This window comes from Pseudomonas sp. MT92 (genome assembly GCF_058792515.1).
On the sequence record NZ_JBXAFA010000012.1, the window covers coordinates 128,457 to 154,590 of the forward strand.

The window sequence follows — 26,134 nt, forward strand, 5'->3', positions numbered from 1 at the left end:
CCCCTTGCTCTAGCCTGAGCATTGTCCATTGCTGGAAGCTTTCCGATGCTGGTGATTCACCGCAGAATCGACCCTCAACCCGTCTGGGCCGCCGAGTTGCACCTGACCTTCGAAGCCCGGAGCAAAAGCCGGCTGCGCTGTTTCAGTGCCGAGGGCGAAGACGTCGGTTTGTTTTTGGAACGTGGTCAGTCGCCTCTTTATGACGGCGAATGCCTGCAGGCCGAAGACGGGCGCATCGTCCGCGTTTGCGCCCGCCCCGAACAACTGCTGCACGTCACCTGCGCCAATGCCTTCGAACTGACCCGTGCCGCCTATCACCTGGGCAACCGGCACGTCGCCTTGCAGGTCGGCGACGGCTGGTTACGCCTGCTCGATGACTACGTGCTCAAGGCCATGCTCGAACAACTCGGCGCCACCACCGAGCACATCGAAGCGCCGTTCCAGCCGGAACACGGGGCTTACGGCGGAGGCCATCACCATTCGCGCCACGGCGATGAAGACTTCAACTACCCGCCCAAACTGCACCAGTTCGGCGTGCGCCCATGAACCCGGCCTGGGCGCTGCTGCGTCTGGCCAGTCCGCAATTGCCGATTGGCGGCTACAGCTATTCCCAAGGCCTGGAAATGGCCGTGGAGAATGGTCGCGTTCATGACCCTGCCAGCGCTCGGCGCTGGATCAGCGATCAGTTGCTGTTGAACCTCGCCCGTTTCGAGGCCCCGTTGTTACTCGCCCATTGCATGGCGGCGGCCGAGGACAATTGGAGCGACCTGCTGCTGCGCTGCGAAGAACACCGCGCCAGTCGGGAAACCCGCGAGCTGCATCAGGAAAGCCGGCAAATGGGCTACTCCCTGCAACAACTGCTCAGTGGCTTGCCCGAACTCGATGCACCGGCCCGTACCTTCCTCGAACAGCGCGCCGAACCGCACCTGGCCCTCGGCTGGGCGTTGGCCGCTCGAGCCTGGCAGATCAGTCCGCAGGACGCACTGGCCGCCTGGCTCTGGAGCTGGCTGGAAAACCAACTGGCGGTGCTGATGAAAACCCTGCCATTGGGCCAGCAAGCCGCGCAACGCCTGACCAGCGAGTTGCTGCCGCTGTTGCAGCAAGCCCAGCAGGACGCTACGCGAATCAACCCCGAACACTACGGCAGCGCCGCGTTCGGCCTGTCCCTTGCGTGCATGGCCCACGAGCGCCAGTACAGCCGTCTGTTCCGTTCCTAGGACCTTTTATTCTGGAGAGTCACATGAACACACAACCTCTGCGCGTCGGCATCGGCGGCCCGGTCGGTTCCGGCAAAACCGCCTTGACCCTGGCCCTGTGCCTGGCCCTTCGCGACCGCTACAACCTGGCGGTGGTCACCAACGACATCTACACCCGTGAAGACGCCGACTTTCTGGTGCGCAATGAAGCGCTCGCGCCGGAACGCATCATTGGCGTGGAAACCGGCGGCTGCCCGCACACGGCGATTCGCGAAGACGCCTCGATCAACCTTGAGGCCGTGGATCAACTCAATCGACGCTTTCCGGGCCTGGACCTGATTCTGGTGGAGTCCGGTGGCGACAACCTGTCGGCCACCTTCAGTCCGGAACTGTCGGACCTGACCATCTACGTGATCGATGTGTCGGCCGGCGACAAGCTGCCGCGCAAGGGCGGGCCGGGGATCTGCAAATCCGACCTGCTGGTGATCAACAAAATCGACCTTGCTCCGCTGGTAGGGGCATCGCTGACCTTGATGGACAGCGACACCACCCGCATGCGCAACGGCAAGCCTTTCGTATTCAGCAACCAGAAAACCGGCCAGGGCCTGGAAGAGATCATCGCCTTCATCGAGCGCCAGGGCCTGCTGACGGCAGCCTGATCATCACTTATCAACAAGGAAGCTTATCCATGACACTCAAACGCATCTTCGGCACCCTGGCCCTGCTGCTGACCCCTGCCATCGCCTTCGCCCACCCCGGGCACGGCGACAACGGCTTGATCGCTGGCATCAGCCATCCACTCGGCGGCCTCGATCACTTGCTGGCGATGCTGGCCGTCGGCCTCTGGGCGGCGCAGCAACAAGGCGCCGCGCGCTGGGTGCTGCCGTGCACCTTCGTCGGCACCCTGCTGATGGGCGGGCTGCTGGGCTTTGAAGGGCTAAACCTGCCGGCGCTGGAAAGCGGGATTGCCGCGTCCGTGCTGGCGCTGGGCCTGGCCGTGGCGCTGGCGGTGCGTCCGCCGTTGAGCGTGGCGGTGGCTGCAACAGCGCTGTTCGCGCTGTTCCATGGCGTGGCCCATGGCCTGGAACTGCCGGACATGTCGAGCCCCTGGACGTACGCCGCCGGTTTTGTAGTGGCGACAGCTGCGCTGCATGCAGCGGGTTATGCCGTGGTACGCGTGCTGCCCCGGGCAGCAGCACCGTTGGTTCGACTGGCGGGTGCGGCTTCGGCGGCGACGGGGGTGTGGTTGCTGGCAGGTTGATTCTTCATAGCCTGTGATGAGCTCTTCGCGGGCTGGCTCGTTCCCACAATGAAATGCCTACCCCTGTGGGAGCAAGCCTGCTCGCCAAAGCGGCCTGACAGACAACACACCGCTCAGGCCTGCTAACATGTCGCGCAATCGCCCCTGCCGTGACGACGCCAGCCAATGCCGCATGTTTCCCGCTCCGCCTCCCAGCCTGAACTGACCGCCCTGTTCTCCTCGGTGCAACAGCACTTCCAGGATGTGATCGTGCCCCTCTGGCAGGGCCCCGGCTGGAATGCCGACATGGCGCTGCCCTATGAGGCGCTGGATGCCGAGCATCAGCCTCTGCCCCCTCAGCGCTACCGGGCCATGGCCTGTGCGCGACAGCTGTACCTGTTTTCCAGCCTGATCGGCCAGGTGCCGGCCGCCGAAGAACGCGCGGCAGCCCTGTTCCGCTCTTTGCAGCGGCATTTTCACGACGCCGAGCATGGCGGCTGGTTCTACAGCATCGACCCGCACGGCGCGCCGCTGGATCAGCGCAAAGACCTCTACACCCACGCCTTCATTCTGTTCGCCTGCGCCCATTACTGGGACAAAGTCCGCGAGCCGCTGGTGGAGTCCGTGCTCAACGCCGCCCTGGAAGTGATCGCCCGGCGATTCGCCACGGGTGATGGCCTCTACGAAGCCAGCCTCGACCGCAACTGGTCGTCCCTGGGCAGCGGGCCGCTGCAGAACCCGTTGATGCATCTGGCGGAAGCCTTTCTCGCCACGCTCTCGGTACGCGAAGACCGCGCCGTGCAACGGGCACTCCTCGAGTTATGCACAGCCATGCAGAAGCGCTTCATCGACCCGCAACATGGGGTGTTGATGGAAAAACCGCTGGGCGCTGTGGATAACTGGTTTGAACCGGGGCACCAGTTCGAATGGTATTTCCTGCTGGAGTCATCGCCGCTGCTACGCGGCTCGACACTGCATGCGTCCCTGGAGCGCGCCTTTGCCTTCACCGAGCAACTGGGGGTCGATCAACAGACCGGTGCGGTGCGGGCCATGCTCGACTTCGGACCGGACGGCGGCTCTCGGGACGCCACACAGCGCATCTGGGCCCAGGCCGAATACCTGCGCGCGTTGACCCTGCGTCCGGACAGCGAGCCCGCGGTGTTGCGCCAGTTGCAGGCGCTGCAACAGCATTCGCTGCACTCGCGTGGCTGGTACGAGTGCCGTGACGAGCAGGGTCAAGTGAGCCGTCGGGACATGCCGTCGACCACGCCTTATCACTTGGCGACCTGTTATCGCGGGTTGGCCGAGTATCTTCGCTGACATTCAGATAGCGATTGCGAGCAAGCTCGCCCCCACACTCGGTCCTGTGCATGCAGTTCCATTGGGGGAGCGAGCCTGCTCGCGATTGACCGCGAAGCGGTCTTAAGCCTTGCCACCACTGCGATCAATGGCAAACCCGGCCCAGGTCTGGCTCACCGGCATCAGCTCCAGGCTGTTGATGTTGATGTGGGCCGGCGCATTGAGGACCCAGAAAATGGTGTCGGCGATGTCTTGCGGCTGGATCGGATCGGCACCGGCGTAAGTGGCGTTGTAACGCTCCTGATCACCGGCAAAACGCACCAGCGAGAATTCGCTCTCGCACAGGCCAGGTTCGATGTTGCTGACCCGCACGCCGGTGCCTTGCAGATCGCAGCGCAGGTTCAGGGAGAACTGTTTGACGAACGCCTTGCTCGCGCCATACACGTGGCTGCCCGGGTAAGGGTAGTTGCCGGCGATGGAACCCAGGTTGACGATGCCGGCCCCGCGACCATGGGCGATCAGGCGCGGCAACAGCAGACGGGTGCTGTACATCAGGCCTTTGATGTTGGTGTCGACCATGGTGTCCCAATCATCCAGATCGCACTGGGGTGCCGGGTCAACGCCCAGGGCCAGGCCAGCGTTGTTGATCAGCCCGCGCAGCTTGGCGAAGGACGGCGGCAGATTGGCGATGGCCGCTTCCATGGCCTTGCGGTCACGCACATCGAGGACCAGGCCATGAACCTCAGTCTGCTTCGACAGTTCGGCGCACAGCGCGTTGAGGCGTTCTTCACGACGACCGGTCAGCACCAGTTTCCAGCCGGCCTCGGCAAAACGACGGGCACAGGCTTCACCAAAACCGGAGGTCGCGCCGGTAATAAACAGGGTGTTGGACATCGTGTTCTCCTTGCTTCGGCTGATCGACAGCCATTGGAATAGAAAATCAGCAGGCAGCATGCCCGGCCTTGTCCACAGCGGCAACCACCACCCAACCTGTACAAAAAACGATCAGACCTCGTCACCCCTTGTCCAGCGTGGCCTGCAGACAGGTGCGCGCATGTTATCCACAGGTGGGTCCACAGTCTTTGGGGGCAAGTGTAAAAAGCTGAAAGCCGCTATCCACAAGGCTTTGCGACGGATTTTGAAATTTTTTTACTTGACCCTCATTGGTCTGCTGTGCACCAAAGGGCAAACAACCCGACCGGGCGGTCAAGTCGATGATGGCGCCAAGCCTCTAACTACGGCCTTTATCCGGGTCTTTCCAGAGTTTAATCACAGACTTATCCACAGGCTTGTCCACGCCTTTTCGAGCGGTTTTCGACGCCAATAAAAAGGTTGACAAAGCGGCCTCATGGCTGCGCAAAAACGCCTGATCAAAAAACAACCACACGCCTGCAGGCCTCGAATTCAAAGGCGTTCAGCCAGCTACTCCCACGTTATTCACAGCCAGCTCCACAGCAAACGGGGACAAGTCAAAACCTCGGCAAAACAACTATTTGCAGCGGCTTTATGTCGCGCTTTCAGAGCTTGGCTAATTTGTTTTCCACAATTTCCCGAAGGCACACCACAGCCCACTGTAGGAGCGAGCTTGCTCGCGATGGACGTTAACGAAAACGCGAACATTCTGAATAAACGCGTAGTACTGAAGACCTTCGCGAGCGGGCTCGCTCCTACAAGGGATTGTGGCGAATTGGAGGTGTAAAAAAGCCCCGGCGATTGCGCGCCGGGGCTTGTGTACAACAGGTATAACTCAGTGCCCGCCGAGATAGGCGTTACGCACGTCCTCATTGACCAGCAGCTCCTTGCCGGTGCCGGTCATGCGAATCTCGCCGTTGACCATCACATAGGCCCGGTCCGAAAGCCTGAGGGCGTGGTTGGCGTTCTGCTCGACCAGGAAGATGGTCATGCCGGTCTTGGCCAGTTCCCGCAGGGTGGCGAAGATCTGTTTCACCACAATCGGCGCCAGCCCGAGGCTAGGCTCGTCCAGCAGCAACAGTTTCGGGCGGCTCATGAGCGCACGGGCGATGGCGAGCATTTGCTGCTCGCCGCCGGACATGGTCATGGCGCGCTGGTTGCGCCGCTCTTCGAGCCGCGGGAACAGTTCGAACATGCGCTGCATGTCTTCCTTGGCGTACTTGTCACCGATCGGGATGGTGCCCATCAGCAGGTTTTCCTCGACGGTCATGTCGGGGAACACCCGCCGCCCTTCCGGCGATTGCGCGATGCCGTTGGAGGCAATGTAGTGCGACGACTTTTGGGTAATGTTCACACCTTGATAGAGAATCTGCCCGCTCGCCGCCCGTGGCTGGCCGAAAATCGACATCAGCAGGGTCGATTTGCCGGCGCCGTTGGAGCCGATGAGGCTGACGGTTTCACCTTCATTGATGTGTAGCGAGACTTTCTTCAGGGCCTGGATCGGCCCGTAAAACACGTCCAGCTCCTTGAGTTCGAGGATGGCACCGTTAGTCATACGAGCTCCTCTTCGTCGGCGCCCAGGTAGGCGGCAATCACTTTCGGGTCGTTACGGATATCGTCAGGGCCACCCTCGGCGATGACGATGCCGTGGTCCAGCACCACGATGTGATCGGAAATACTCATTACCATGCCCATGTCGTGTTCGATCAGCACCACGGTCAGATCGTGCTCGTCGCGCAGCAGCCGGATCATCGCGCTCAGCGCTTCGGTTTCCTGAGGGTTGAGGCCGGCGGCCGGTTCGTCGAGGCAGATGATCTGCGGGCGGGTGCACATGGCCCGGGCGATTTCCAGGCGACGTTGCTGGCCGTAAGACAGTTCACCGGCCAGACGGTTGGCGCAGTCCACCAGGTCCACCACTTCCAGCCAGTAGAACGCATGGTCCAACGCATCGCTTTCGGCCTTGCGATAGCCCTTGGTGTTGAGGATGCCGGCCAGCATGTTGCGGTTGACCCACATGTGCTGGGCCACCAGCAGGTTTTCCAGCACCGACATTTCCTTGAACAGGCGAATGTTCTGGAAGGTCCGCGCCAGGCCGGCACGGTTCACCAGGTGGGTGCCGCCGAACGCCTTGTAGAACAGGCGACTGGCGAAGGATTTCGGCGAGACGAAATCGGTCGGTTTGAACGATTCGCCGAGCAACTTGATGACGTTGGTTTTCTCGCCGCGCACATTCAGTTCGATCTTGCCGCCCGAGGCCTTGTAGAATCCGGTCAGGCAGTTGAACACGGTGGTCTTGCCGGCACCGTTGGGGCCGATCAGGGCGAAGATCGAGTTGCGCTTGACCTGCAGGCTGACATCATTCAATGCCTTGATGCCGCCGAAGTGCATCATCAGCTTCTCTACGGAGAGTACGACTTCGCTCATGGCGCTACTCCTTTACGCGGGGTCACACCGGTACGGCTGATCCGAATCAGGCCGCGCGGTCGCCAGATCATCATCAACACCATCAGGATGCCGAACAGCAGCACGCGGTACTCCGCAAAGCCGCGCAGCAGTTCCGGGGCCACGGTCAGCACGAAGGCTGCCATCACCACACCGATGGTCGAACCCATGCCGCCGAGCACCACGATGGCGAGGATCAGTGCCGATTCGAAGAAGGTGAACGAGGTCGGGTTCACAAAGCCCTGGTAGGTGGCGAAGAACACGCCGGCCAGACCGGCCGTCGAGGCGCCAATGGTAAACGCCGAGAGCTTGACCAGTACGTGGTTCAGCCCCATGGAGCGGCAGGCGATCTCATCTTCACGCAGGGCTTCCCAGGCACGCCCCACCGGCATCTTGACCAGACGATGCTTGATGTAGAGCACGGCCAGCACCACCAGGAACAACACCGCATAGATGAAGTAGTACTTCACGTCCGGGTTATAGGCGATACCGAAGAACTCGTGGAAAGGCACCCCGCCATCCTTCGCCCGCTTGCCGAACTCGAGGCCGAAGAATGTCGGCAACGGTGCCGGCATGCCGTTCGGGCCACCCGTCAGGGACAGCCAGTTGTTGAGGATCAAGCGGATGATTTCACCGAAACCCAGGGTCACGATCGCCAGGTAGTCACCGTGCAAGCGCAGCACCGGGAACCCGAGGATGCAACCGGCCAGACCGGCGGTGATCGCCGCCAGAGGCAGCACCGTCCAGAAACCCAGTCCCAGGTACTGATACCCGAGCGCCAGACCGTAGGCCCCGATGGCGTAGAACGCCACATAACCCAGGTCGAGCAGGCCGGCCAGGCCGACCACGATGTTCAGCCCCAGCCCCAGCAACACATAGATCAGGCCGAGGATAACCACGCCCAGCAGGTAGGAGTTGGAGAAGAACGGAAACACCACCGCGATGACGATCACCAGCGGGATGATCCAGCGCAAGCGGGATTTGTAATCGGGTGGCAGTACATGCACCCCGGAGCCGGTAGTTTCAAAACCTTCGAGGATTTTCAGGCCCTTCGGGGTTTGCAGGAACAGACTCAAGATAAAGCGACCGGCCATGACGATGGCGACAATCCATGCCACCCGGGTCGTTTCCAGGTTGAAGCCGTAGCCGTCGAGCACGACGCCGACGATCGGTCCGAACACAATCAGGGCGATGAGACCGGCAAGAATCGCGTCAACCAGACTTTTTTTGACATCAATGGATTTTTTAGTGGTTGAAGACATCGCTTACACCTTCGACACAAGAGGACGGCCGAGCAGGCCTTGAGGCCGAAAGACCAGAACGAGAACCAGCAGCGAGAAGCTGAAAACGTCTTTGTAGTCCGAGTTGACCAGACCAGAGAACAGCGACTCGGAAATCCCGAGAATGATCCCGCCGAGCATGGCGCCAGGCAGCGAACCAATCCCGCCGAGTACGGCGGCGGTGAACGCCTTGATGCCGATGATGAAGCCGGCATAGAAGTCGAATGTGCCGTAGTTCATGGTGATCAGCACGCCGGCCAGGGCCGCCATCGCTGCACCGATGATGAACACATAGGAGATCACCCGATCGGTGTTGATCCCGAGGATCGAGGCCATCTTGCGGTCTTGCTGTGTTGCGCGGCACATGCGGCCGAGCTTGGTGTACTTGATGATGTAGGTCAGCACGGCCATGCCGGCAAACGCGGCGACCAGAATGAAGACCTTGGTGTAGGTCAACTGCACGAAACCGGTGCCGATGTCGACGCGCCAGGCACCCGTCAGCAAGGTCGGTACACCTTGTTGCTTCGCGCCTTGGGCGATCTGTGCATAGTTTTGCAGGATCAGCGAAATACCGATGGCGCTGATCAGCGGTGCCAGTCGGGTGGAGTTACGCAGGGGTTTGTAGGCGACACGCTCGATGACCCAGCCATACACCGCCGTGACGACGATGGTGAAGATCAGAGTGCCGAGCATCAGCAGAGGGAAGGATTCAATACCGAAGTATGCCAGCAGAGCCAGACTGATTGCCGCGAGGTAAGCGGAAATCATGTAAACCTCGCCGTGGGCGAAGTTGATCATGCCGATGATGCCATAGACCATTGTGTAGCCGATGGCGATCAGGCCATAGACCGACCCGAGGGTCAGGCCGTTGACCAGTTGCTGCAGGAAAATACCATCCATAACGCAATCTCACGCATTTGAGAGACTGCACAGAAGCCGGTTGCGACGGACCGGGGTTCAGCCACCGGCGCAACACGGTTGTGTGCAGCTCTACGAGAAAAGACAGGTACTGCACGGACATGTTTCAGGATTGCCCGACACCCAGGGCGTCGGGCAAATCAGCTGTTCATATCACTTCTGTTTTTCCAGTTGATGGTATTTGCCGTCCTTGTCCCACTCGTAAACCACGTAGTCGGAGACTTTCAGGTCGCCCTTGCTATCCCAGGACTTCTCGCCCATGACGGTCTTGACCGGGTGTGCTTTCAGCCATTTGGCAGCGTCCTCACCCTTGTTGGATTTGGCGCCGTTGAACGCTGCTGCCAGGGTCTGGACCGACGCGTAGGCATACAGGGTGTAGCCCTCTGGCTCGGTGCCATGTTTGCGGAACTCGTCTACCACGGTCTTGCTGTCTGGCAGCAGGCGTGGGTCGGCGCCGAAGGTCATCAGCACGCCGTTGACGAATTGCGGGCCGCCAGCGGTGGTCACCAGTTCGTCGGTCACGATGCCGTCGTCGGACATGAACTTGACGTCTTTGAGGCCTTGTTCACGCAGTTGACGAACCAGAGGACCGGCTTCCGGGTGCAGACCGCCAAAGTAGACGACATCGGCGCCAACACCGCGGATTTTGGTCACGATGGTGCTGAAGTCTTTCTCACCACGGGTCAGGCCTTCGTACAGCACTGGCGTCACGCCGCGCTTGACCAGTTGAGCCTTGGTGGCATCTGCCAGACCCTGGCCGTAGGTGTCCTTGTCGTGCAGCACGACAACCTTCTTGCCCTTGAGCACGTCGACGATGTAGTCGCCGGCCACGATGCCTTGCTGGTCGTCACGACCGCACATACGGAACATGGCGCTCAGGCCGCGTTCGGTAACCTGTGGGTTGGTGGAACCTGGAGTGATCGCGATGATGCCCGCTTCGTCGTAGATCTCGGAGGCCGGGATGGTCGACGAGGAGCAGAAGTGACCGACCACGCCGGCGACTTTCTGGTTGGTCAGGTCCTTGGCGACCGTCACAGCCTGTTTCGGTTCGCAGGCGTCATCGCCCTTGACCAGTACGATTTTTTCCCCGTTTACGCCGCCCGCTGCGTTGACCGCATCGGCAGCTGCCTGCGCACCCTTCATGTACTGCTCGCCAAATGCCGCGTTGGCGCCCGTCATTGGACCCGCTACGCCGATCTTGATGTCAGCCTGAGCAAACGCAGAAACACCCAACGCAGTTGCCACTGCGAGGGCCAGAAAGCCTTTCTTGTAAAACGTCTGGGACATGAGGTGGTGCTCCAAGGTTTTTTTAGTTGGCACTGCGACTTCATTAATGCTCAGAGCAAGTGCCGTGCCATCGGTTTTTTATTCTGAAAAAAGTCGCTGCTTTATTGTTATTTTGACTGTTTCGATCCCATTTTCATTGGGTGTGCAACCGTCTAAACCGGAGAAGGTGAAACCTTTTATTTATTGAGGCGCAACCCTCCCGTGCCATCATTGCAACCACTACACCAAACGGTGTGCAACCCGCCTGTAACAACGCACGTCACCGAACTGCACACTGCTGGTGCGGTACTGCTACAACCCGCACCATTACAGGCTAGTCGCTGCGCGAAAAAGCGCCGCTCTCCAGCACGATTTCAATCATCAAATGACGATCCGCAGGCACTGGCCCGCGTGATACAGCGAAAAGCCCGCCTCATAGAGACAACTGCGCAACCCGACCCCTGCCAATGGCTGCATGGGTGCAAAGGGAATCGGTAGCGCTTGAGGATTTCCGTTACACAAATAATCGGCAAAGGCTTTACCAACGACTGTACCCGTGGTCACGCCCCGGCCGTTGTAACCGGTGACTGCCACTAAACCGGGCGCCGGTTCGAACAATCGCATCAAATGATCGGGGGTGAACGCAATGCGACCGGTCCAGGTGCACTCCCACTCCACCGGTTTGAGGTAAGGGAAATAATGCTGCTGGACGCGATCGGCCCACGCCTTGAGGAACCAGGTCGGTTTCTGATTGCCGTTGCCCAGACTGCCGAGCAATAGACGGCCGTCTTTATCGCGGCGAATACTGCTGAGCACCTGGCGGGTATCCCAGGAACCCTGGCCACCCGGAAGAATGTGTTGCGCGGCCTCTTCCGTCAGCGGCACCGACGCCACCTGGTAGTAATAACCGGGGAAGAAATTGCGCCGTAATTCCGTCCAGTCGCCCTCGGTGTAAGCGTTGGACGCAATCACCACTTGCTCGGCCAGTACCGAGCCCTGTGCGGTCTGCACCGACCAGCGCTGGCCCTGACGTTCGAGTCGGGTGACCGGGGAATGATCGAACAATTGACCACCGAGGCCGATGGCCGCTTTGGCCAGCCCCGTGGTGTAGGCCATGGGATTGATCGTGCCGGCACGCCGGTCGAGCAAGGCGGCGGCAATCTTTTTGGTGCCCGTGGCTTGTTCGCAAGCCTGCCCGGTCAGTAGCTCGACCGGCGCACCACGGCGCTTCCACTGTTCTTCGCGACTGCGCAGATCCGCTTCACCGCGGGCGTTGTGCGCCATGTGCAACGTGCCTTCACGGCGTAACTGGCAATCGATGTTGTATTTGTCGACCAGGCTGAACACCAGGGCCGGTGCCGCACCGAGCATGCGGTTGAGCTGACTGCCGACCGCCTCGCCAAACCCGGCCTCAATGTCGTCCGGTGGAATCCACAGGCCGGCATTGACTAGCCCGACGTTGCGCCCGGAACCGCCATGACCGGCGCGATGGGCTTCGAGCACGCAAACCGTTTTACCCTGCTCCAGCAAATGCACGGCCGCCGACAGACCGGTAAAACCGGCGCCGATGACGCAGACATCGACCTTCACCTCTCCCTTGAGCGCCGCGTTATCAGGCCTTTGCGGCGTCAGTTTTTCCCAAAGACACTCTTCGCGTAACGGCATTGCCAGACTCCAACAGAAACCTAACCAACACACAATTCAACTGTAGGAGCGAGCTTGCTCGCGATGGACGTCAACGATGACGCGCGCTGTCTGGATGACTGCGTTGCCCTGACGTTTTTCGCGAGCAAGCTCGCTCCTACAAAGGGATCGACTCAAGCATCAGTCGAACGTAATACCCTGTGCCAATGGCAACTCCAGCGAGTAGTTCACGGTGTTGGTCTGACGGCGCATGTAGCCGCGCCATGCGTCGGAGCCGGACTCGCGACCACCGCCGGTTTCTTTCTCCCCACCAAACGCGCCGCCGATTTCAGCGCCGCTCGGGCCGATGTTGACGTTGGCGATACCGCAATCGCTGCCCACCGCCGACATGAACTGTTCGGCTTCACGCACGTCGGTGGTGAAGATGCACGAAGACAGGCCTTGCGGTACAGCGTTGTTCAAACGCAGGGCTTCGTTGAAATCGCTGTAACCGACCACGTACAGGATCGGCGCGAAGGTTTCGTGGCAGACCACGTCGCTCTGCTCCGGCATTTCGACGATGGCCGGCGAAACGTAGTAAGCGTTCGGGAATTTGTCTTCAAGCTGACGCTCGCCGCCGAATACCTTGCCGCCTTCGCTCAGGGCCTGCTCCAGCGCGTCCTGCATGTTTTCGAAGCTTTGCTTGTCGATCAACGGGCCGACCAGGTTGCCTTCCAGTGGATGGCCGATACGCACTTTGGAGTAAGCGGCTTTGAGGCGGGTGACGATCTCTTCCTTGACCGATTCGTGGGCAATCAGACGACGCAACGTGGTGCAACGCTGACCGGCAGTGCCGACGGCGCTGAACAGGATGGCGCGTACGGCCATGTCCAAGTCGGCGCTTGGGCCGAGGATCATGGCGTTGTTGCCGCCCAGTTCCAGAATGCTGCGGGCGAAGCGTGCGGCGATTTTCGGCGCCACTTCACGGCCCATGCGGGTGCTGCCGGTGGCGCTGACCAGCGCGACACGCGGGTCGTCGACCAGGGCTTCGCCGGCATCGCGGCCACCGATGATGACCTGGCTCAGGCCCGCAGGCGCATCGCTGAAGTTCTTCAGCACGCGGTCGAACAGTGCCTGGCAGGCCAGTGCGGTCAGTGGAGTCTTTTCCGACGGTTTCCAGATCACCGGGTTGCCACAGACCAGTGCCAGCGTGGCGTTCCAGGCCCAGACCGCGACCGGGAAGTTGAACGCACTGATCACGCCGACGACGCCCAGCGGATGCCAGGTTTCGCGCATGTGGTGGCCAGGACGCTCGGAAGCGATGGTCAGACCGTACAACTGACGGGACAGGCCGACGGCGAAATCGCAAATGTCGATCATTTCCTGAACTTCACCCAGGCCCTCCTGAGTGATCTTGCCGGCTTCCCAGGACACCAGTTCACCGAGATCGGCCTTGTATTCACGCAGGATGTCGCCCAGTTGACGCACCAGTTCGCCACGGCGTGGCGCCGGAACCTTGCGCCACAGCTCGAACGCATGATCTGCGCGACTGATGTGCTGCTCCACTTCGGCGGCACCTTCCCAGTTCACGGCGGCGATGCGGCTGCCATCGACAGGCGAATGCACCGGCACTTTGCCGTTCTGGTACAGGGCCGGGTTTACACCAAGACGATCAAGCAATGCGGCAACCATGGGTGACTCCTCAAGCAAAAAACGGAACGGGCGCAGCCGGAAAATCACGGCTGATCAGGCCTGTAGTTTTAGCTCCCCGGAGGTTACTCAACAAACGACCTTTAAGAGAGATATCATTCCGTTTATTCATGCTGTGCATTGCTGGCAATAAAGAGACAAGAACAAAGGACCGCCCATGCTGAACAAACGCTATTTGCCATCGATCGCTGCACTGCAGTGTTTCGAAGCCGTGACCCGGCATCTGAGCTTCACCCGGGCCGCCGAAGAGTTGAATCTGACCCAGAGTGCGGTCAGTAAACAGGTCGCGCAACTCGAAGAGCTGTTGCAGCACCTGCTGTTTCGCCGGGTGCGTCGACGCCTGCAAATGACGCCAGCGGGCGACTTGTACCTGGTCGAGGTCAGAAAAATCCTCACGCAAGTCGAGATGTCGACCCATTACCTGCGCTCCTATGGCGGTGAAACCGAAGTCCTGCGCGTCTCGACGCCACCGACGTTCGGCGCGCGCTGGCTGGTGCCACGCCTCAAAGGCTGGCGCCTGCGTCATCCATCGATTCACCTGGACCTGTGCAGCGAACAGGAGGCCGACGATCTGCTGCAAGGGCGCAGCGACCTGGCGTTCTACTTTGGCCAGGGCTCACGGCCCGGCACCGAATGCCTGAAGCTGTTCGGCGAGGAGCTGGTGCCCGTCTGCGCCCCCGGCAGCCTGCCGGCCGAGCCGTTTACCGATCCAACGCAACTCACCGATCTGGTCCTGCTGCAAAACGCCTCGCGCCCCCAGGCCTGGCATGACTGGTTCGACAGTCAGGGCTACCACACCGAACACAGCTACCACGGCCCGCGTTTCGAAACCTTCTACATGTGCATTCGCGCGGCGCAGGTCGGCTGTGGCGTGGCACTGCTGCCGCGGTTTCTGGTGGAAGAAGAGTTGGCGGACGGCAAACTGGTCATTCCCTGGAAGCATGCGATGCCCAGCACTGATGCGTATTACCTGGCGTACCCGGAGCATTCGGCGGAAGTGCCCAAGGTGCGGGACTTCGTGAAGTGGATGCTGGAGCAGGTTGATAGCCCGGAGCCTCCACCACTTTAGGCTTTAGCCATCCCCTGCGGGAGCGAGCTTGCTCCCACAGGGGATCTGTTGTGATCCAAGAAATCGCTGGCAATCCAGCCCTCTGATATGCGCCACTAGCGCCATTGATCAATACCGCTGCAACGCTGGAGATTCCCGTTATGAGCGAGAGTGTGTTTGCCGATCGCATCGTGCAGAACCTGCTCGACACCGACTTCTACAAACTGACGATGATGCAGGCGGTGCTGCACAACTACCCGAACGTGGAAGTCGAATGGGAGTTTCGTTGCCGCAACAGTGAGGATTTGCGCCCTTATCTGGCGGAAATCCGTTACCAGCTCGAGCGCCTGGCCGAGTTAAGCCTGAGCGCCGACCAGCTGAGTTTCCTGGAACGCATCAGCTTCATGAAGCCGGATTTCTTGCGCTTTCTCGGGTTGTTTCGCTTCAACCTGCGCTACGTCCATACCGGTATCGAAAACGGCGAACTGTTCATCCGCCTGCGCGGCCCCTGGCTTCACGTGATTCTGTTCGAAGTGCCGATGCTGGCGATCGTCAGTGAAGTGCGCAACCGCTACCGCTATCGGGAAGTCGTTCTGGAACAGGCGCGCGAGCAGCTTTATCGCAAGTTCGACTGGCTGACCGCCAACGCCAGCAGCGACGAGCTGTCCGAATTGCAGGTCGCCGATTTTGGCACTCGCCGTCGCTTCTCGTACCGTGTGCAGGAAGAAGTGGTGAACGTGCTCAAGCATGACTTCCCGGGACGCTTTGTCGGCACCAGCAACGTGCACCTGTCCCGCGAGCTGGACATGAAACCGCTGGGCACCATGGCCCACGAATGGATCATGGCCCACCAGCAGCTCGGCCCGCGACTGGTCGACAGCCAGATCGCGGCGCTCGATTGTTGGGTCCGCGAATATCGCGGCTTGCTGGGCATCGCCCTGACCGACTGCATCACCATGGATGCCTTCCTCGGTGATTTCGACCTGTTTTTTGCGAAGCTTTTCGACGGTTTGCGCCATGACTCGGGTGATCCGGTGGTTTGGGCGGAAAAAGCCATCGCCCACTATCACAAGCTCGGCATCGACCCGATGAGCAAGACGCTGACGTTCTCCGACAGCCTGACACTGCCCAAGGCCCTGGAAATATTCCGTGCGTTGCGTGGGCGGATCAACGTCAGCTTCGGCATCGGCACCAATCTCACGTGTGATATTCCGGGTGTCGAACCGATGAGCATCGTGCTTAAAATGACCGCCTGCAACGGCCAGCCGGTGGCAAAGATCTCCGACGAGCCTGGCAAGACTCACTGCAAAGACCCGAATTTTGTCGCCTATTTGCGACACGTTTTCCAAGTTCCTGCCCTTCCCAGCCTATCTAGCAAGGAGTGAATTCATGCAAGCCGTACAGCGTGAGATTGCTGAACAGCTCAAGGTCCAACCGCCGTTTGCCGACGAGGCCGCCCTCAAGGCTGAAGTCGCCCGGCGGATTACCTTTATCCAGGACTGCCTGGTCAATTCCGGGCTCAAGACCCTGGTACTGGGCATCAGTGGCGGTGTCGACTCCCTGACGGCCGGCCTGCTGGCTCAGCGTGCCGTGCGTGAACTGCGCCAGCGCACGGGTGACGATCAATTCAAGTTCATCGCCGTGCGCCTGCCGTACGAAACCCAGTTCGATGAACACGACGCCCAGGCCTCCGTGGATTTCATCGATCCGGATGAGCGCCACACCGTGAACATCGGTCCGGCGGTCAAGTCGCTGGCCAACGAAGTCGCGGCCTTTGAAGGCAAGCACGCGGTCTCGGTGGACTTCGTACTCGGCAACACCAAGGCGCGGATGCGCATGGTCGCCCAGTACACCATCGCCGGCGCGGCCCACGGCCTGGTGATCGGTACCGATCACGCGGCAGAGGCAGTCATGGGCTTTTTCACCAAGTTCGGCGATGGCGCTTGTGATCTGGCACCGCTCAGTGGCCTGGTGAAAAACCAGGTCCGGGCGATCGCCCGCAGCTTCGGTGCGCCGGAGTCGCTGGTGGAGAAAGTACCAACCGCCGACCTCGAGGACCTGTCCCCTGGCAAACCGGACGAAGCGTCCCACGGCGTGACTTACGCCGAGATCGACGCCTTTCTGCATGGCGAACCGGTGCGCGAGGAAGCGTTCAAGATCATCGTTGGCACTTACAACAAGACGCACCACAAGCGGGTGATGCCGTTTGCGCCTTGATTCGTGAATGCATGAAAAAGCCCGCTGAAGTGTTGATCTTCAGCGGGCTTTTCTTTGGCCATTGCATTCACTGATGCTGATGACCCCTTCGCGAGCAGGCTCGTTCCCACATGAACCACCACCGTACCTGTGGGAGCGGGCTTGCCCGCGATGAACGTTAACGCGGTGCTTCGGCTTACTTCAGCGTCACGGTGCCTTTCATCATCGAAATGTGGCCTGGGAACGAGCAGAAGAAGCCATATTTTTCAGCGGCGTCGAGCTTGGACACGTCGAAGGTCACCGAATCTTTCTCACCAGCGCCGATGACTTTGGTGTGCGCGATGATGCGAGCATCACCTTCTTTCAAGTAGTTCTTTTCGATACCGGCGCCCAGGCCGTCGGTGGCGATCGGCTGCATGTCGGCTTCCTTGCTCAGCACCCAGTTATGGCCCATGACGGTTTTCGGCAAAGCGCCGGAGTGGGTCAGTTCCACGGTGAAGGTCTTGCAGCTCTTGTCGATTTCAATGGCCTTGGTGTTGAAGGACATCTGATCAGTGGAGTCGATAGTCGTTTTGCACTCTGCAGCCATCAGTTGGCTGCTGGCCAGTGTCAACAGAGATACCGCAACGAGTTTGGCAAACATGGTGAATCTCCAAGGCAGGGTTAACAGAAATGCGAGTGGACAGAAGACTGCCTGAAAACTTCGCAAGTTCCTATGACCTGAATCAAAAATTGTATACAACTTTCGGGCTATGACACCCATCGAAACAATCTACCAGCCAGACCTCTGGACCGGGCCTATGATCAGGCCATAACCCCCAACCGGAGCGTCTGACATGTCCCTCAATAGCTTGTTGTGCAGCTTGCTTGCCGCCTACGCCTGTGGCGCCAGCGGCACTTACGAAACACCCAAGCGCGAAGTCTAGCCCTTGGAGCGTCGCGCGCCTGCCTTTACTCTGTGGCCCTGATCGACCATGGAGTAAGGCATGTCTTTAGTATCCGTTTGTGTATTTTGTGGTGCCAGCACCGGGACCCATCCCGCTTATCGGGAAGCGGCCGAGGCCCTCGGCCGGGCACTGGCTGAGCGTAAGCTGACGCTGGTTTACGGCGGCGGCGCTGTCGGACTGATGGGCATCGTGGCCGATGCCGCGCTGGCGGCCGGTGGCGAAGTCGTGGGCATCATCCCGCAAAGCCTCATGGACAAGGAAATCGGCCACAAAGGGCTGACTCGCCTGGAAGTGGTGGACGGCATGCATGCGCGCAAGGCACGGATGGCCGAACTCAGCGATGCCTTCATCGCCCTGCCGGGCGGCCTGGGCACGCTGGAAGAGCTGTTCGAGGTCTGGACCTGGGGCCAACTCGGCTACCACGGCAAGCCGCTGGGCTTGCTGGAAGTGAACGGTTTCTACAGCCAACTCACCGGTTTTCTCGATCATATCGTCGGCGAAGGCTTCGTTCGCGCAGCGCACCGTGACATGCTGCAGGTGAGCGAATCGCCAAAATCTCTGCTCGACGCCCTCGATCAGTGGCAACCCACCGTACTGCCCAAGTGGGTCGAGCAAAAACCCGACTAACGACTTGGCACCGATACAGGGCAGAATACGCGCCGCTCAACCTCACCTTCGACCCCAGAGGATCGCCCATGGCTAAACCCAACTACTCCTTCGCCAAACGTCAGCGTGACCTGGCCAAGGAACAGAAGAAAGAGGAAAAGCTTCAGCGCAAGAAAGCGATGGCTGAAGACACGGCACTGAACCCTGACGGTGAAGTCGCTGCAGAAGATGATGTTGATGCACCGAAAGATCAGGCGCCGGACGCCTGAGTCCCTCCGGGCCGGATGATCCAGTCAGGCCCACCGGATCTGTGTCCAGGGCTGGCAGCGTTGCTGCCGGCCCTCACAGGCCGATCTGAAACACCCTATCCAGAACAGCCCACGCACTCCCTGTGGGAGCGAGCTTGCTCGCGATGGTCGTCAACGATGACGCGTTTTATCTGGATTGACGCGGCGCCCGTTGGTCCATCGCGAGCAGGCTCGCTCCTACAGTAGGGCTGCACTACTCCAATGGCATAACGGTGACGCGCACTTCCGGGTCGTGGTTTCCTCCGCCCAGAATCACCCCGCGCAACGGCGAGACATCGGAAAAGTCCCGGCCCCAGGCCAGCGTGATGTGCTCCAGCGCCGGTTGCACGTTGTTGGTCGGGTCAAAATCTACCCAACCCAGCACCGGGCAAAACACCGAAACCCAGGCATGGGACGCATCGGCGCCGATCAGTCGTGGCTGGCCCGGTGGCGGTTGTGTCAGCAGGTAGCCGCTGATGTACCGCGCGGCCAATCCACGAGACCGCACGCACGCGAGCATCAGGTGGGCGAAGTCCTGACAGACACCCCGCCGACGCTCCAGCACTTCCACCAGGGGCGTCGCCACTTGCGTCGCTTCGGCGTCGAAGGTGAACTCACTGAAGATTTTCTCCATCAGGGCCTGAACCCCCAGCAGCAATGGCCGCCCCGGAGGAAAACAACTCTGTGAGAACTCGACGAAGTTGCGCTTGAGATGCACGTAGGGTGATTCGAACCGGTAGCGGCAGGCGTCCAGGATTTGTGGGGACAGTGGCTGGCTGCTGTAGGTCAGTGCATTGCGGGTGTCTTCCCAGGCCGGAGACTGATTGAAGTCCAGCACCGGCCGGGGCAGCACTTCGATCGTGAGGCTCGCATTGACCAGCAATTCATCATGGGGACGCTCGAACGCCAGCCGGGTCAACGGATTGCCGAACACATCCAGCTCATCACGGCGCGAGGTGGGTTCCGGGCTGATCTGCAATTGCTGTGCGGTACAGCGCTGCCAGGCACAGGGGCGCGGCCACAGGTGCGCCAGTTGCTGGGCCAGGGATACCGGGCTGTCGTAGTGATAATGGGTGTCGTGCAATATCTGGTAATGGGCACTCATCAGACGGACACCGTGCGTTGGCTGACATCATCGACATGGGCGAAATGGCGCAAGGCCAGGCGATCCGACACTTGCCCGCTGGCATCGGCGATTTCTTGCAGCAGATCGGCCAGCCCCTCGACGGCGGCACGCACGCTGGCGGCACCAAACAACGGGTTTTCCAGACAGCCCAGATCGAAGCGCGCCAGACGCTCCACCAACTGCGGCAGACCGGCTTCACGAGGCACGCCAAAGTCGTCGTTCAGGCGTTTGAGTGTGCGGGTCACCAGTTTCAGCTGGAACAGCACGGCATGGGGGTTCTGCTCGTCGAGCAGCAGCAGGTCGAGCACCGGGATCAATTGCGCCACCGCCAGGTAACGCGAACGGTAGGTAATGCTGCTGTTGCCCAGCTCCAGGAGCCATTCCAGCCCCGCCTGATCGAAGGCCCCGGCGCCACGCAGGAACGCCGCCAGGCTGCCACTGAGAAATTGCAGACGCTCGATCCGCCGGCCGATCATCAAAAAGCGCCAGCCTTCGTCGCGGGTCATGTCGTCCAGGGCAAACCCCGACAGTGCCGCCAGGGACATCACCAATCGGTTGAGAAAATCCAGCAACTCGCCGAAGTCCGGTTCTTCGGTTTCCAGCTCCATGGCTTCGCGCTGCAATTCCACCAGCGCCTGCCAGTTTTCCCGCGAGAGCTTGCCACGCACCTGCGAGGCCGCCCATTGCAAACGTTGCAGGTTGGAACGCAGGCTGAAGGGCCAGTCATCGCCCAGTATCGCGGCCAGCAAGCGCTCAGGCAGTTCGCCTTCTTCGGGCAGCAATATCAAGCGCTCCCCGAGATCGACCGCCGCGTCCAGCGCCTGCGGGTCATCGCCGTCGACATAGCGCGCCAGCATGATCCGCAACAACCGCGCACTGTCATCGCAGCGCTCGCAGTAGCGGCCGAACCAGAACAGGTTTTCCACCACCCGTGACGGCAGGTACGGGTCGCGGCGCACCAGATCATGTACGCCGATGTTGCGTTGGGCTTTCCATTGCTCGCCGCTCGGCGGCCGGTCGCCCAGGACCCAAGTGTCCTTGCTTGCCCCGCCGCGCTGCATCGACACCACTTCAGCGTCCGCCTCGGCGGCGACGCGGGTCAAACCACCGGGCAGGACACGGTAACCATCGCGACTGGCCACGGCGTACACACGCATGCCTATGGCCCGGGGTTGCAGTTGACCGTCCTCGGCCTGCCAGATGGGCGCCTGGGAGAGTTGAGCCAGTTCTTGCGCAACATAAGCGTAAGGACGCGCCTGCATGCGCTCAGCGAGCGATTGCCGCTGTTTTTCGCTCAGATCACGGCCAAATACCGGTGCAAAGCTCTGGGACGGGAATGCCGGTTTGATCAGCAATTCCGGCAATTTCTCCAGGGCCTGGGCCAGCACGGGCGCTTCGCCGCACCACCAAGTGGCGATGGACGGCAAAATCAGCTCTTCACCAAACAGGAACTGATTGATCTTCGGCAGGAACCCCAGCAGTCCCGGCGATTCGAGTACGCCGCTGCCGAGGGCGTTGGCCACCAACACCCGCCCCTGGCGTACGGCCTCGAGCAAGCCCGGCACACCCAGAGCCGAATCGGTACGCAGCTCCAGCGGGTCGCAGAAGTCGTCGTCGAGCCGGCGCATGATCGCGTGGACCCGGCGCAGGCCACTGAGGGTTTTCAGGTAGACCGTGGCGTCGCGCACGGTCAGGTCGCCACCCTCCACCAGCGGGTAACCGAGCTGACGCGCCAGGTACAGATGTTCGAAATAGCTTTCGTTGAATCGCCCCGGCGTCAGCAGCACTACCAACGGCACCTCTTCATCGCTTGGCGCCTGGCGAGCCAGGGTTTCCTGGAGCGTGCGGAAGAACCCGGCCAGGTGCTGCACCTTCAAATCGCGGTACAACTCGGGAAAGGCGCGGGACACGATGGTGCGGTTTTCCAGCGCGTAACCGGCCCCGGACGGTGCTTGCGTGCGGTCTGCCGTCACCCACCAGCGACCATCGGGGGTGCGCGCCAGATCCACGGCATACAAATGCAGAAAGGCCCCTTCAGGCGGATTGATACCCTGACAGGGCCAGAGGAAGTTGTTGTGGCCGAATACCAGCTCGGCCGGCAGCAAGCCTTCGGCGATCAGGCGTTGCGGGCCGTACAGGTCGGCCAGCACGGCATTGAGCAAACGGGCGCGCTGGGCGATGCCGGCCGACAGCTGTTCCCATTCATCGGCGGCAATCACATGGGGCAGCAGGTCCAGCTCCCAGGGACGATCGGCGCCCTTGGGATCGGCGTAAACGTTATAGGTGACACCGTTTTCATGAATCTGCCGGGCCAGCAGTGCCTGGCGCTGCACCAGTTGCGCAGGCGTGCTGCGCTGCAATTGGTCGAACAGCCGGCGCCAGTGCGCACGCACGGCGCCGCTGTCGTCGAGCAGTTCATGATAAGTGCCCGCCGTCAGCGGGTAGCGGTCAAGCAGGTCAGGCATTGGAAAGCTCGGCAGACAGCAGGGAAAGGTCAGACTAACGCAGGCTCATGACGCCCGGATAGACGAAACATCCGGGCGTCGCGTACGGTTTAGAAGCGTCGTAAATCGAGCGTCATCGGCAGTTCGTCGTTAATTTCCAGAATCGGCACAGGAAGTTTCCCGGGGGTGAGTCCGATCCGGAAGAAGCGCGCCATCCGCCGGCTCTCGGCCTCGTTGGCATTGACCGGCAAGCTGTCGTAGTTGCGCCCGCCCGGATGGGCCACGTGATACTGGCAACCGCCCAGCGAACGCCCCATCCAGGTGTCGAGCAGATCGAACACCAGCGGCGCATGCACGGGAATGGTCGGTTGCAGGCAGTTGGCCGGTTGCCATGCGCGGAAACGCACCCCGGCGACAAACTCGCCGACGCGCCCGGTGGGCTGCAGCGGCACCGGGATGCCGTTGCAGGTCAGCAAATAGCGCTGCGGCGGCAACCCGTTGAGTTTGACCTGCAGACGCTCCAGCGACGAATCCACGTAGCGCACCGTGCCACCAACCGCGCCCTCCTCGCCCAGTACATGCCACGGCTCAAGTGCCTGGCGCAGTTCCAGCGCAATGCCACTGACGGCGTAATCGCCGACCTTGGGAAAGCGGAACTCCAGATGCGCCGCGAACCACTCGGCCCGCAGCGGATAACCGGCGGCGTTGAGGTCGACAATGACGTCGGCGAAATCCTGCTCGATAACGTGCGGCAACAGAAACCGGTCGTGCAGCTCCGTGCCCCAGCGCGCCAGTTTCGGCGGTGCATAAGGCTCGCGCCAGAAACGTGCGACCAGCGCCCGCAGCAGCAGCTGTTGAGCCAGGCTCATGCGTGCGTGAGGCGGCATTTCAAAGGCACGCAACTCAAGCAATCCCAAGCGACCCGTTGCGCCGTCCGGCGAGTAAAGCTTGTCGATGCAGAACTCGGCGCGGTGAGTGTTGCCCGTCACGTCGATCAACAGATTGCGCAGCAACCGGTCGACCAGCCACGGCGCGCATTCCTCGCCGGGTTGCGGCATTTGGGCAAAGGCGATTTCCAGCTCATACAGGGCATCGTTGCGCGCTTCATCGACCCGTGGCGCCTGCGATGTCGGGCCGATAAACAGCCCGGAAAACAGATAGGACAAGGACGGGTGGTTATGCCAGTAGCTGATCAGGCTGCGCAGCAGATCCGGACGCCGCAGGAACGGTGAGTCGGCCGGTGTCGCGCCACCCAGTACGAAATGGTTACCGCCACCGGTGCCGGTGTGGCGGCCATCGATCATAAATTTCTCGGTGGTGAGCCGGGTTTGCCGCGCCTGCTCGTAAAGGAATTCAGTGCGTTCGACCAATTCATCCCAGGTGGCGGACGGCTGCACGTTGACCTCGATCACCCCCGGGTCCGGCGTGATGCGGAAGTTGCTCAAACGCGGATCGCTCGGCGGTTCATAGCCTTCCAGCAATACCGGGCAATGCAGCTCTTCAGCGGTGGCTTCAATCGCGGCGACCAGTTCGAGGTAGTCCTCAACCCGCTCCAGCGGCGGCATGAACAGGTACAACCGACCTTCCCGCGCCTCGGCACAGAACGCGGTGCGGGTCAGCCAGTCGGCGGATTCATCGATTTTCGGTGCACGATCAACCACAACGGCAGCGCCCTGGCTTTGCAATTGAGCGGTGTCAGGCAAATCCGGGAAATCCTGGTTCGGGTCCTGCGGATGAATGAACGGGTATTCCGCGGCTTTCACCCAGGGCTGCGAGCCGAGGGGCAAGCGATAGCCCAGCGGTGAATCCCCTGGCACCAGGCGACAGTGCTCGTCGCGCAAGTACCAGCGTCCGCTCTGCCACTGGTCGCCCTTGGCGGTCCGCGCCAGCGGCAAGACCTGGCCAATCACCTTATCCAGGCCCTGGCTGAAGACTTTACGCAGTCGCGCACGCTCCAGCGGCTCCTCGAGACGTGAATCCTCGGCGCTGACGTTCTGCGGCAAGGTGCCTTCACGCCAGAGGTAATAGAAATTGTCTTCGTAGGCGGGGAACACAAAACGTGTCGGAATTTTCAGGCGTTCGGCGACACTCGCCAAAAACCGCCCGGCCAGTTCGCCATCAGCGCCATAGTCTTGCTGCTCGTCGGCGATCAGCGCGCTGTTGTGCCAGATCGGCACCCCGTCGCGGCGCCAGTAGCAGTTGAGCGACCAGCGCGGCAGTTGCTCGCCGGGGTACCACTTGCCCTGGCCGAAATGCACCAGGCCCTTGGGCGCGTAGTGCTGACGCATGCGCTGGAACAGTTCGGCAGACAGGCGACGTTTGTCCGGCCCCAGCGCCGCAGTGTTCCACTCGGCACCGTCCGGGTCATCGATGGACACGAACGTCGGCTCGCCGCCCATGGTCAGGCGGACATCGCCTTCCAGCAGGTCGGCATCGATCTGCCGGCCCAGGCTCTGAATCGCCAGCCACTGCTCTTCGGTGTAGGGCTTTGTGACCCGAGGCGCTTCCCAAATCCGCTCCACGGACATTTCGTGGCTGAATTGACATTCGCACGGCTCCACCAGGCCACTGATCGGTGCCGCAGAGGACGGATCGGGACTACAGGCCAAGGGAATATGGCCTTCACCGGCAAACAGCCCCGAGGTCGCATCCAGGCCGATCCAGCCGGCGCCGGGCAGATACACCTCGCACCAGGCGTGCAGGTCTGTGAAATCCACATCCGTGCCCGAGGGTCCGTCGAGGCTTTTGACGTCGGCCGTCAGCTGGATCAGGTAGCCGGAGACAAAACGCGCGGCCAGTCCGAGGTTGCGCAGCAGTTGCACCAGCAACCACGCGGAATCGCGGCAAGACCCGGAGGCGTGTTCAAGGGTGTGCTCGGGCGTTTGCACGCCAGGTTCCATGCGGATCAGGTAGCCGATGTCTTCGCTCAGGCGCTGATTGAGCGCGACGAGGAAATCCACAGCGGGTAACGGTGTGCGGTCGATGCCCTCCAGGTACGCCTTGAACTTCGGCGTCAGCGGCAAGGTTTCCAGGTAGGGCGCCAGCTCCTTGCGCTCATCGGCGGCATAGGTGAACGGAATTTTTTCCGCGTAGGGCTCAAGGAAGAAATCGAACGGATTGAACACCGCCATTTCCGCCACCAGGTCGACTTCGATCCGCAGCTCATCGGTTTTTTCCGGAAACACCAACCGCGCCAGGTAATTGCCCTGGGGGTCCTGCTGCCAGTTGATGAAGTGTTGCTCGGGCGAAACCTTCAGCGCATAGGACAGGATCCGCGTGCGACTGTGGGCGGCCGGACGCAGGCGAACGATCTGCGGACCGAGCTCAACGGCACGGTCGTAGCGGTAATGCGTAACGTGATGCAATGCGACATGAATCGACACGGCGTGCCTCCTGCGAGCCCTAAGCGTATGTGAAAGCGCGCAAGACTTATGCCACCCAGCAGTGCTGGCGCTTTCTCCGGTTACTGGAGGCAGTACAGCACCAAAATCGGGCGAGGCGGGAAATTGGTTGGGGGGCATTGCACGTATTTGTGGCGTTACGCGGCCCGGAAATGCAAAACGCCAACCCGAAGGTTGGCGTTTTGTTCAGCCC

The 26,134-nt window shown here is 60.9% G+C and carries 22 protein-coding genes; 10 read left to right on the forward strand and 12 right to left on the reverse strand.

Features of this window, described 5'->3' with window-relative positions:
• Positions 1-45: 45 nt before the first annotated feature.
• From ureE to AC1Q6D_RS22090, 5 genes are all read left to right on the forward strand, one after another.
• On the forward strand, positions 46-546 hold the full coding sequence (gene ureE, locus AC1Q6D_RS22070) for an urease accessory protein UreE (protein WP_047536845.1): 501 nt from the start codon (positions 46-48) through the stop codon (positions 544-546).
• On the forward strand, positions 543-1,217 hold the full coding sequence (locus tag AC1Q6D_RS22075; RefSeq protein ID WP_103403300.1) for an urease accessory protein UreF: 675 nt from the start codon (positions 543-545) through the stop codon (positions 1,215-1,217). Before ureE ends, AC1Q6D_RS22075 begins: the two co-directional genes overlap by 4 nt.
• Positions 1,218-1,240: 23 nt before the next feature.
• Positions 1,241-1,855 (forward strand): urease accessory protein UreG, encoded by a 615-nt coding sequence (gene ureG / locus AC1Q6D_RS22080; protein WP_047536839.1) that lies wholly within the window; start codon positions 1,241-1,243, stop codon positions 1,853-1,855.
• Between the two features lie 29 nt (positions 1,856-1,884).
• Entirely contained in the window at positions 1,885-2,457 is a 573-nt protein-coding gene (locus AC1Q6D_RS22085; protein WP_103403301.1) for a HupE/UreJ family protein, read from the forward strand.
• A gap of 165 nt (positions 2,458-2,622) precedes the next feature.
• On the forward strand, positions 2,623-3,756 hold the full coding sequence (locus AC1Q6D_RS22090) for an AGE family epimerase/isomerase (protein WP_103403302.1): 1,134 nt from the start codon (positions 2,623-2,625) through the stop codon (positions 3,754-3,756).
• Between the two features lie 102 nt (positions 3,757-3,858).
• Here AC1Q6D_RS22090 and AC1Q6D_RS22095 read toward each other — a convergent pair whose 3' ends face one another.
• The 8 genes from AC1Q6D_RS22095 to amaB form a co-directional block, all read right to left on the reverse strand.
• The gene (locus AC1Q6D_RS22095; protein WP_103403303.1) at positions 3,859-4,629 is read right to left on the reverse strand and encodes an SDR family oxidoreductase; all 771 of its coding nucleotides are present in this window, start codon (positions 4,627-4,629) and stop codon (positions 3,859-3,861) included.
• An 853-nt stretch (positions 4,630-5,482) separates the two neighbouring features.
• Positions 5,483-6,202 (reverse strand): ABC transporter ATP-binding protein, encoded by a 720-nt coding sequence (locus AC1Q6D_RS22100; RefSeq protein ID WP_103403304.1) that lies wholly within the window; start codon positions 6,200-6,202, stop codon positions 5,483-5,485.
• Positions 6,199-7,071, reverse strand: a complete 873-nt coding sequence (locus AC1Q6D_RS22105) for an ABC transporter ATP-binding protein (protein WP_103403305.1) — start codon at positions 7,069-7,071, stop codon at positions 6,199-6,201. Before AC1Q6D_RS22105 ends, AC1Q6D_RS22100 begins: the two co-directional genes overlap by 4 nt.
• Complete coding sequence (gene livM / locus AC1Q6D_RS22110; RefSeq protein WP_103403306.1) at positions 7,068-8,351, reverse strand: high-affinity branched-chain amino acid ABC transporter permease LivM; 1,284 nt, start codon at positions 8,349-8,351, stop codon at positions 7,068-7,070. Before livM ends, AC1Q6D_RS22105 begins: the two co-directional genes overlap by 4 nt.
• 3 nt (positions 8,352-8,354) lie before the next feature.
• On the reverse strand, positions 8,355-9,269 hold the full coding sequence (locus AC1Q6D_RS22115; protein WP_047536821.1) for an ABC transporter permease subunit: 915 nt from the start codon (positions 9,267-9,269) through the stop codon (positions 8,355-8,357).
• Between the two features lie 171 nt (positions 9,270-9,440).
• The gene (locus tag AC1Q6D_RS22120) at positions 9,441-10,574 is read right to left on the reverse strand and encodes an ABC transporter substrate-binding protein (protein ID WP_103403307.1); all 1,134 of its coding nucleotides are present in this window, start codon (positions 10,572-10,574) and stop codon (positions 9,441-9,443) included.
• Between the two features lie 360 nt (positions 10,575-10,934).
• Positions 10,935-12,218, reverse strand: a complete 1,284-nt coding sequence (amaA, locus tag AC1Q6D_RS22125; protein WP_103403308.1) for an L-pipecolate oxidase — start codon at positions 12,216-12,218, stop codon at positions 10,935-10,937.
• A 159-nt stretch (positions 12,219-12,377) separates the two neighbouring features.
• Positions 12,378-13,868, reverse strand: coding sequence for an L-piperidine-6-carboxylate dehydrogenase (gene amaB, locus AC1Q6D_RS22130; protein ID WP_103403309.1), 1,491 nt, complete (start codon positions 13,866-13,868; stop codon positions 12,378-12,380).
• 175 nt (positions 13,869-14,043) lie between these two features.
• Here amaB and AC1Q6D_RS22135 point away from each other — a divergent pair, with 175 nt between their 5' ends.
• The 3 genes from AC1Q6D_RS22135 to nadE all read left to right on the forward strand — a co-directional run bounded on the left by AC1Q6D_RS22135 (position 14,044) and on the right by nadE (position 17,151).
• Positions 14,044-14,955 (forward strand): LysR family transcriptional regulator, encoded by a 912-nt coding sequence (locus tag AC1Q6D_RS22135; RefSeq protein WP_103403310.1) that lies wholly within the window; start codon positions 14,044-14,046, stop codon positions 14,953-14,955.
• 140 nt (positions 14,956-15,095) lie between these two features.
• Positions 15,096-16,319: a nicotinate phosphoribosyltransferase gene (gene pncB / locus AC1Q6D_RS22140; RefSeq protein WP_103403311.1), complete on the forward strand. Its 1,224-nt coding sequence runs from the start codon at positions 15,096-15,098 to the stop codon at positions 16,317-16,319.
• Positions 16,320-16,323: 4 nt separating this feature from the next.
• The gene (gene nadE / locus AC1Q6D_RS22145; RefSeq protein ID WP_103403312.1) at positions 16,324-17,151 is read left to right on the forward strand and encodes an NAD(+) synthase; all 828 of its coding nucleotides are present in this window, start codon (positions 16,324-16,326) and stop codon (positions 17,149-17,151) included.
• Positions 17,152-17,326: 175 nt separating this feature from the next.
• On the opposite strand, the gene azu is transcribed toward nadE, so the two are convergent.
• Positions 17,327-17,773, reverse strand: coding sequence for an azurin (gene azu / locus AC1Q6D_RS22150; RefSeq protein WP_047536804.1), 447 nt, complete (start codon positions 17,771-17,773; stop codon positions 17,327-17,329).
• 343 nt (positions 17,774-18,116) lie between these two features.
• Between azu and AC1Q6D_RS22155 the strand changes: the two genes are divergently transcribed.
• Positions 18,117-18,704 carry a cytokinin riboside 5'-monophosphate phosphoribohydrolase gene (locus AC1Q6D_RS22155; RefSeq protein WP_103403313.1) on the forward strand — a complete coding sequence of 196 codons (588 nt, stop codon included), beginning with the start codon at positions 18,117-18,119 and terminating at the stop codon, positions 18,702-18,704.
• A 68-nt stretch (positions 18,705-18,772) separates the two neighbouring features.
• Entirely contained in the window at positions 18,773-18,952 is a 180-nt protein-coding gene (locus AC1Q6D_RS22160; protein WP_103403314.1) for a hypothetical protein, read from the forward strand.
• 232 nt (positions 18,953-19,184) lie between these two features.
• On the opposite strand, the gene AC1Q6D_RS22165 is transcribed toward AC1Q6D_RS22160, so the two are convergent.
• The 3 genes from AC1Q6D_RS22165 to AC1Q6D_RS22175 all read right to left on the reverse strand — a co-directional run bounded on the left by AC1Q6D_RS22165 (position 19,185) and on the right by AC1Q6D_RS22175 (position 25,923).
• A complete protein-coding gene (locus AC1Q6D_RS22165; protein ID WP_103403315.1) occupies positions 19,185-20,075 on the reverse strand; it encodes a transglutaminase family protein in 891 nt (296 codons plus the stop codon).
• A complete protein-coding gene (locus AC1Q6D_RS22170; protein ID WP_103403316.1) occupies positions 20,075-22,561 on the reverse strand; it encodes a circularly permuted type 2 ATP-grasp protein in 2,487 nt (828 codons plus the stop codon). The genes AC1Q6D_RS22165 and AC1Q6D_RS22170 overlap by 1 nt, the downstream gene beginning before the upstream one ends.
• Positions 22,562-22,650: 89 nt before the next feature.
• Positions 22,651-25,923 (reverse strand): transglutaminase family protein, encoded by a 3,273-nt coding sequence (locus AC1Q6D_RS22175; protein WP_103403317.1) that lies wholly within the window; start codon positions 25,921-25,923, stop codon positions 22,651-22,653.
• Positions 25,924-26,134 lie beyond the last annotated feature (211 nt).

Bases quoted from the DNA above. Each gene is read 5' to 3' on its own strand.
- pncB (WP_103403311.1), top strand. From the start codon at position 15,096: ATGAGCGAGAGTGTGTTTGCCGATCGCATCGTGCAGAACCTGCTCGAC.
- livM (WP_103403306.1), bottom strand. From the start codon at position 8,351: ATGTCTTCAACCACTAAAAAATCCATTGATGTCAAAAAAAGTCTGGTT.
- AC1Q6D_RS22170 (WP_103403316.1), bottom strand. From the start codon at position 22,561: ATGCCTGACCTGCTTGACCGCTACCCGCTGACGGCGGGCACTTATCAT.
- AC1Q6D_RS22105 (WP_103403305.1), bottom strand. From the start codon at position 7,071: ATGAGCGAAGTCGTACTCTCCGTAGAGAAGCTGATGATGCACTTCGGC.
- AC1Q6D_RS22085 (WP_103403301.1), top strand. From the start codon at position 1,885: ATGACACTCAAACGCATCTTCGGCACCCTGGCCCTGCTGCTGACCCCT.
- AC1Q6D_RS22120 (WP_103403307.1), bottom strand. From the start codon at position 10,574: ATGTCCCAGACGTTTTACAAGAAAGGCTTTCTGGCCCTCGCAGTGGCA.
- amaB (WP_103403309.1), bottom strand. From the start codon at position 13,868: ATGGTTGCCGCATTGCTTGATCGTCTTGGTGTAAACCCGGCCCTGTAC.
- azu (WP_047536804.1), bottom strand. From the start codon at position 17,773: ATGTTTGCCAAACTCGTTGCGGTATCTCTGTTGACACTGGCCAGCAGC.
- ureG (WP_047536839.1), top strand. From the start codon at position 1,241: ATGAACACACAACCTCTGCGCGTCGGCATCGGCGGCCCGGTCGGTTCC.
- AC1Q6D_RS22075 (WP_103403300.1), top strand. From the start codon at position 543: ATGAACCCGGCCTGGGCGCTGCTGCGTCTGGCCAGTCCGCAATTGCCG.
- AC1Q6D_RS22155 (WP_103403313.1), top strand. From the start codon at position 18,117: ATGTCTTTAGTATCCGTTTGTGTATTTTGTGGTGCCAGCACCGGGACC.
- AC1Q6D_RS22160 (WP_103403314.1), top strand. From the start codon at position 18,773: ATGGCTAAACCCAACTACTCCTTCGCCAAACGTCAGCGTGACCTGGCC.
- ureE (WP_047536845.1), top strand. From the start codon at position 46: ATGCTGGTGATTCACCGCAGAATCGACCCTCAACCCGTCTGGGCCGCC.
- nadE (WP_103403312.1), top strand. From the start codon at position 16,324: ATGCAAGCCGTACAGCGTGAGATTGCTGAACAGCTCAAGGTCCAACCG.
- AC1Q6D_RS22165 (WP_103403315.1), bottom strand. From the start codon at position 20,075: ATGAGTGCCCATTACCAGATATTGCACGACACCCATTATCACTACGAC.
- AC1Q6D_RS22090 (WP_103403302.1), top strand. From the start codon at position 2,623: ATGCCGCATGTTTCCCGCTCCGCCTCCCAGCCTGAACTGACCGCCCTG.
- AC1Q6D_RS22100 (WP_103403304.1), bottom strand. From the start codon at position 6,202: ATGACTAACGGTGCCATCCTCGAACTCAAGGAGCTGGACGTGTTTTAC.
- AC1Q6D_RS22135 (WP_103403310.1), top strand. From the start codon at position 14,044: ATGCTGAACAAACGCTATTTGCCATCGATCGCTGCACTGCAGTGTTTC.
- AC1Q6D_RS22115 (WP_047536821.1), bottom strand. From the start codon at position 9,269: ATGGATGGTATTTTCCTGCAGCAACTGGTCAACGGCCTGACCCTCGGG.
- amaA (WP_103403308.1), bottom strand. From the start codon at position 12,218: ATGCCGTTACGCGAAGAGTGTCTTTGGGAAAAACTGACGCCGCAAAGG.
- AC1Q6D_RS22095 (WP_103403303.1), bottom strand. From the start codon at position 4,629: ATGTCCAACACCCTGTTTATTACCGGCGCGACCTCCGGTTTTGGTGAA.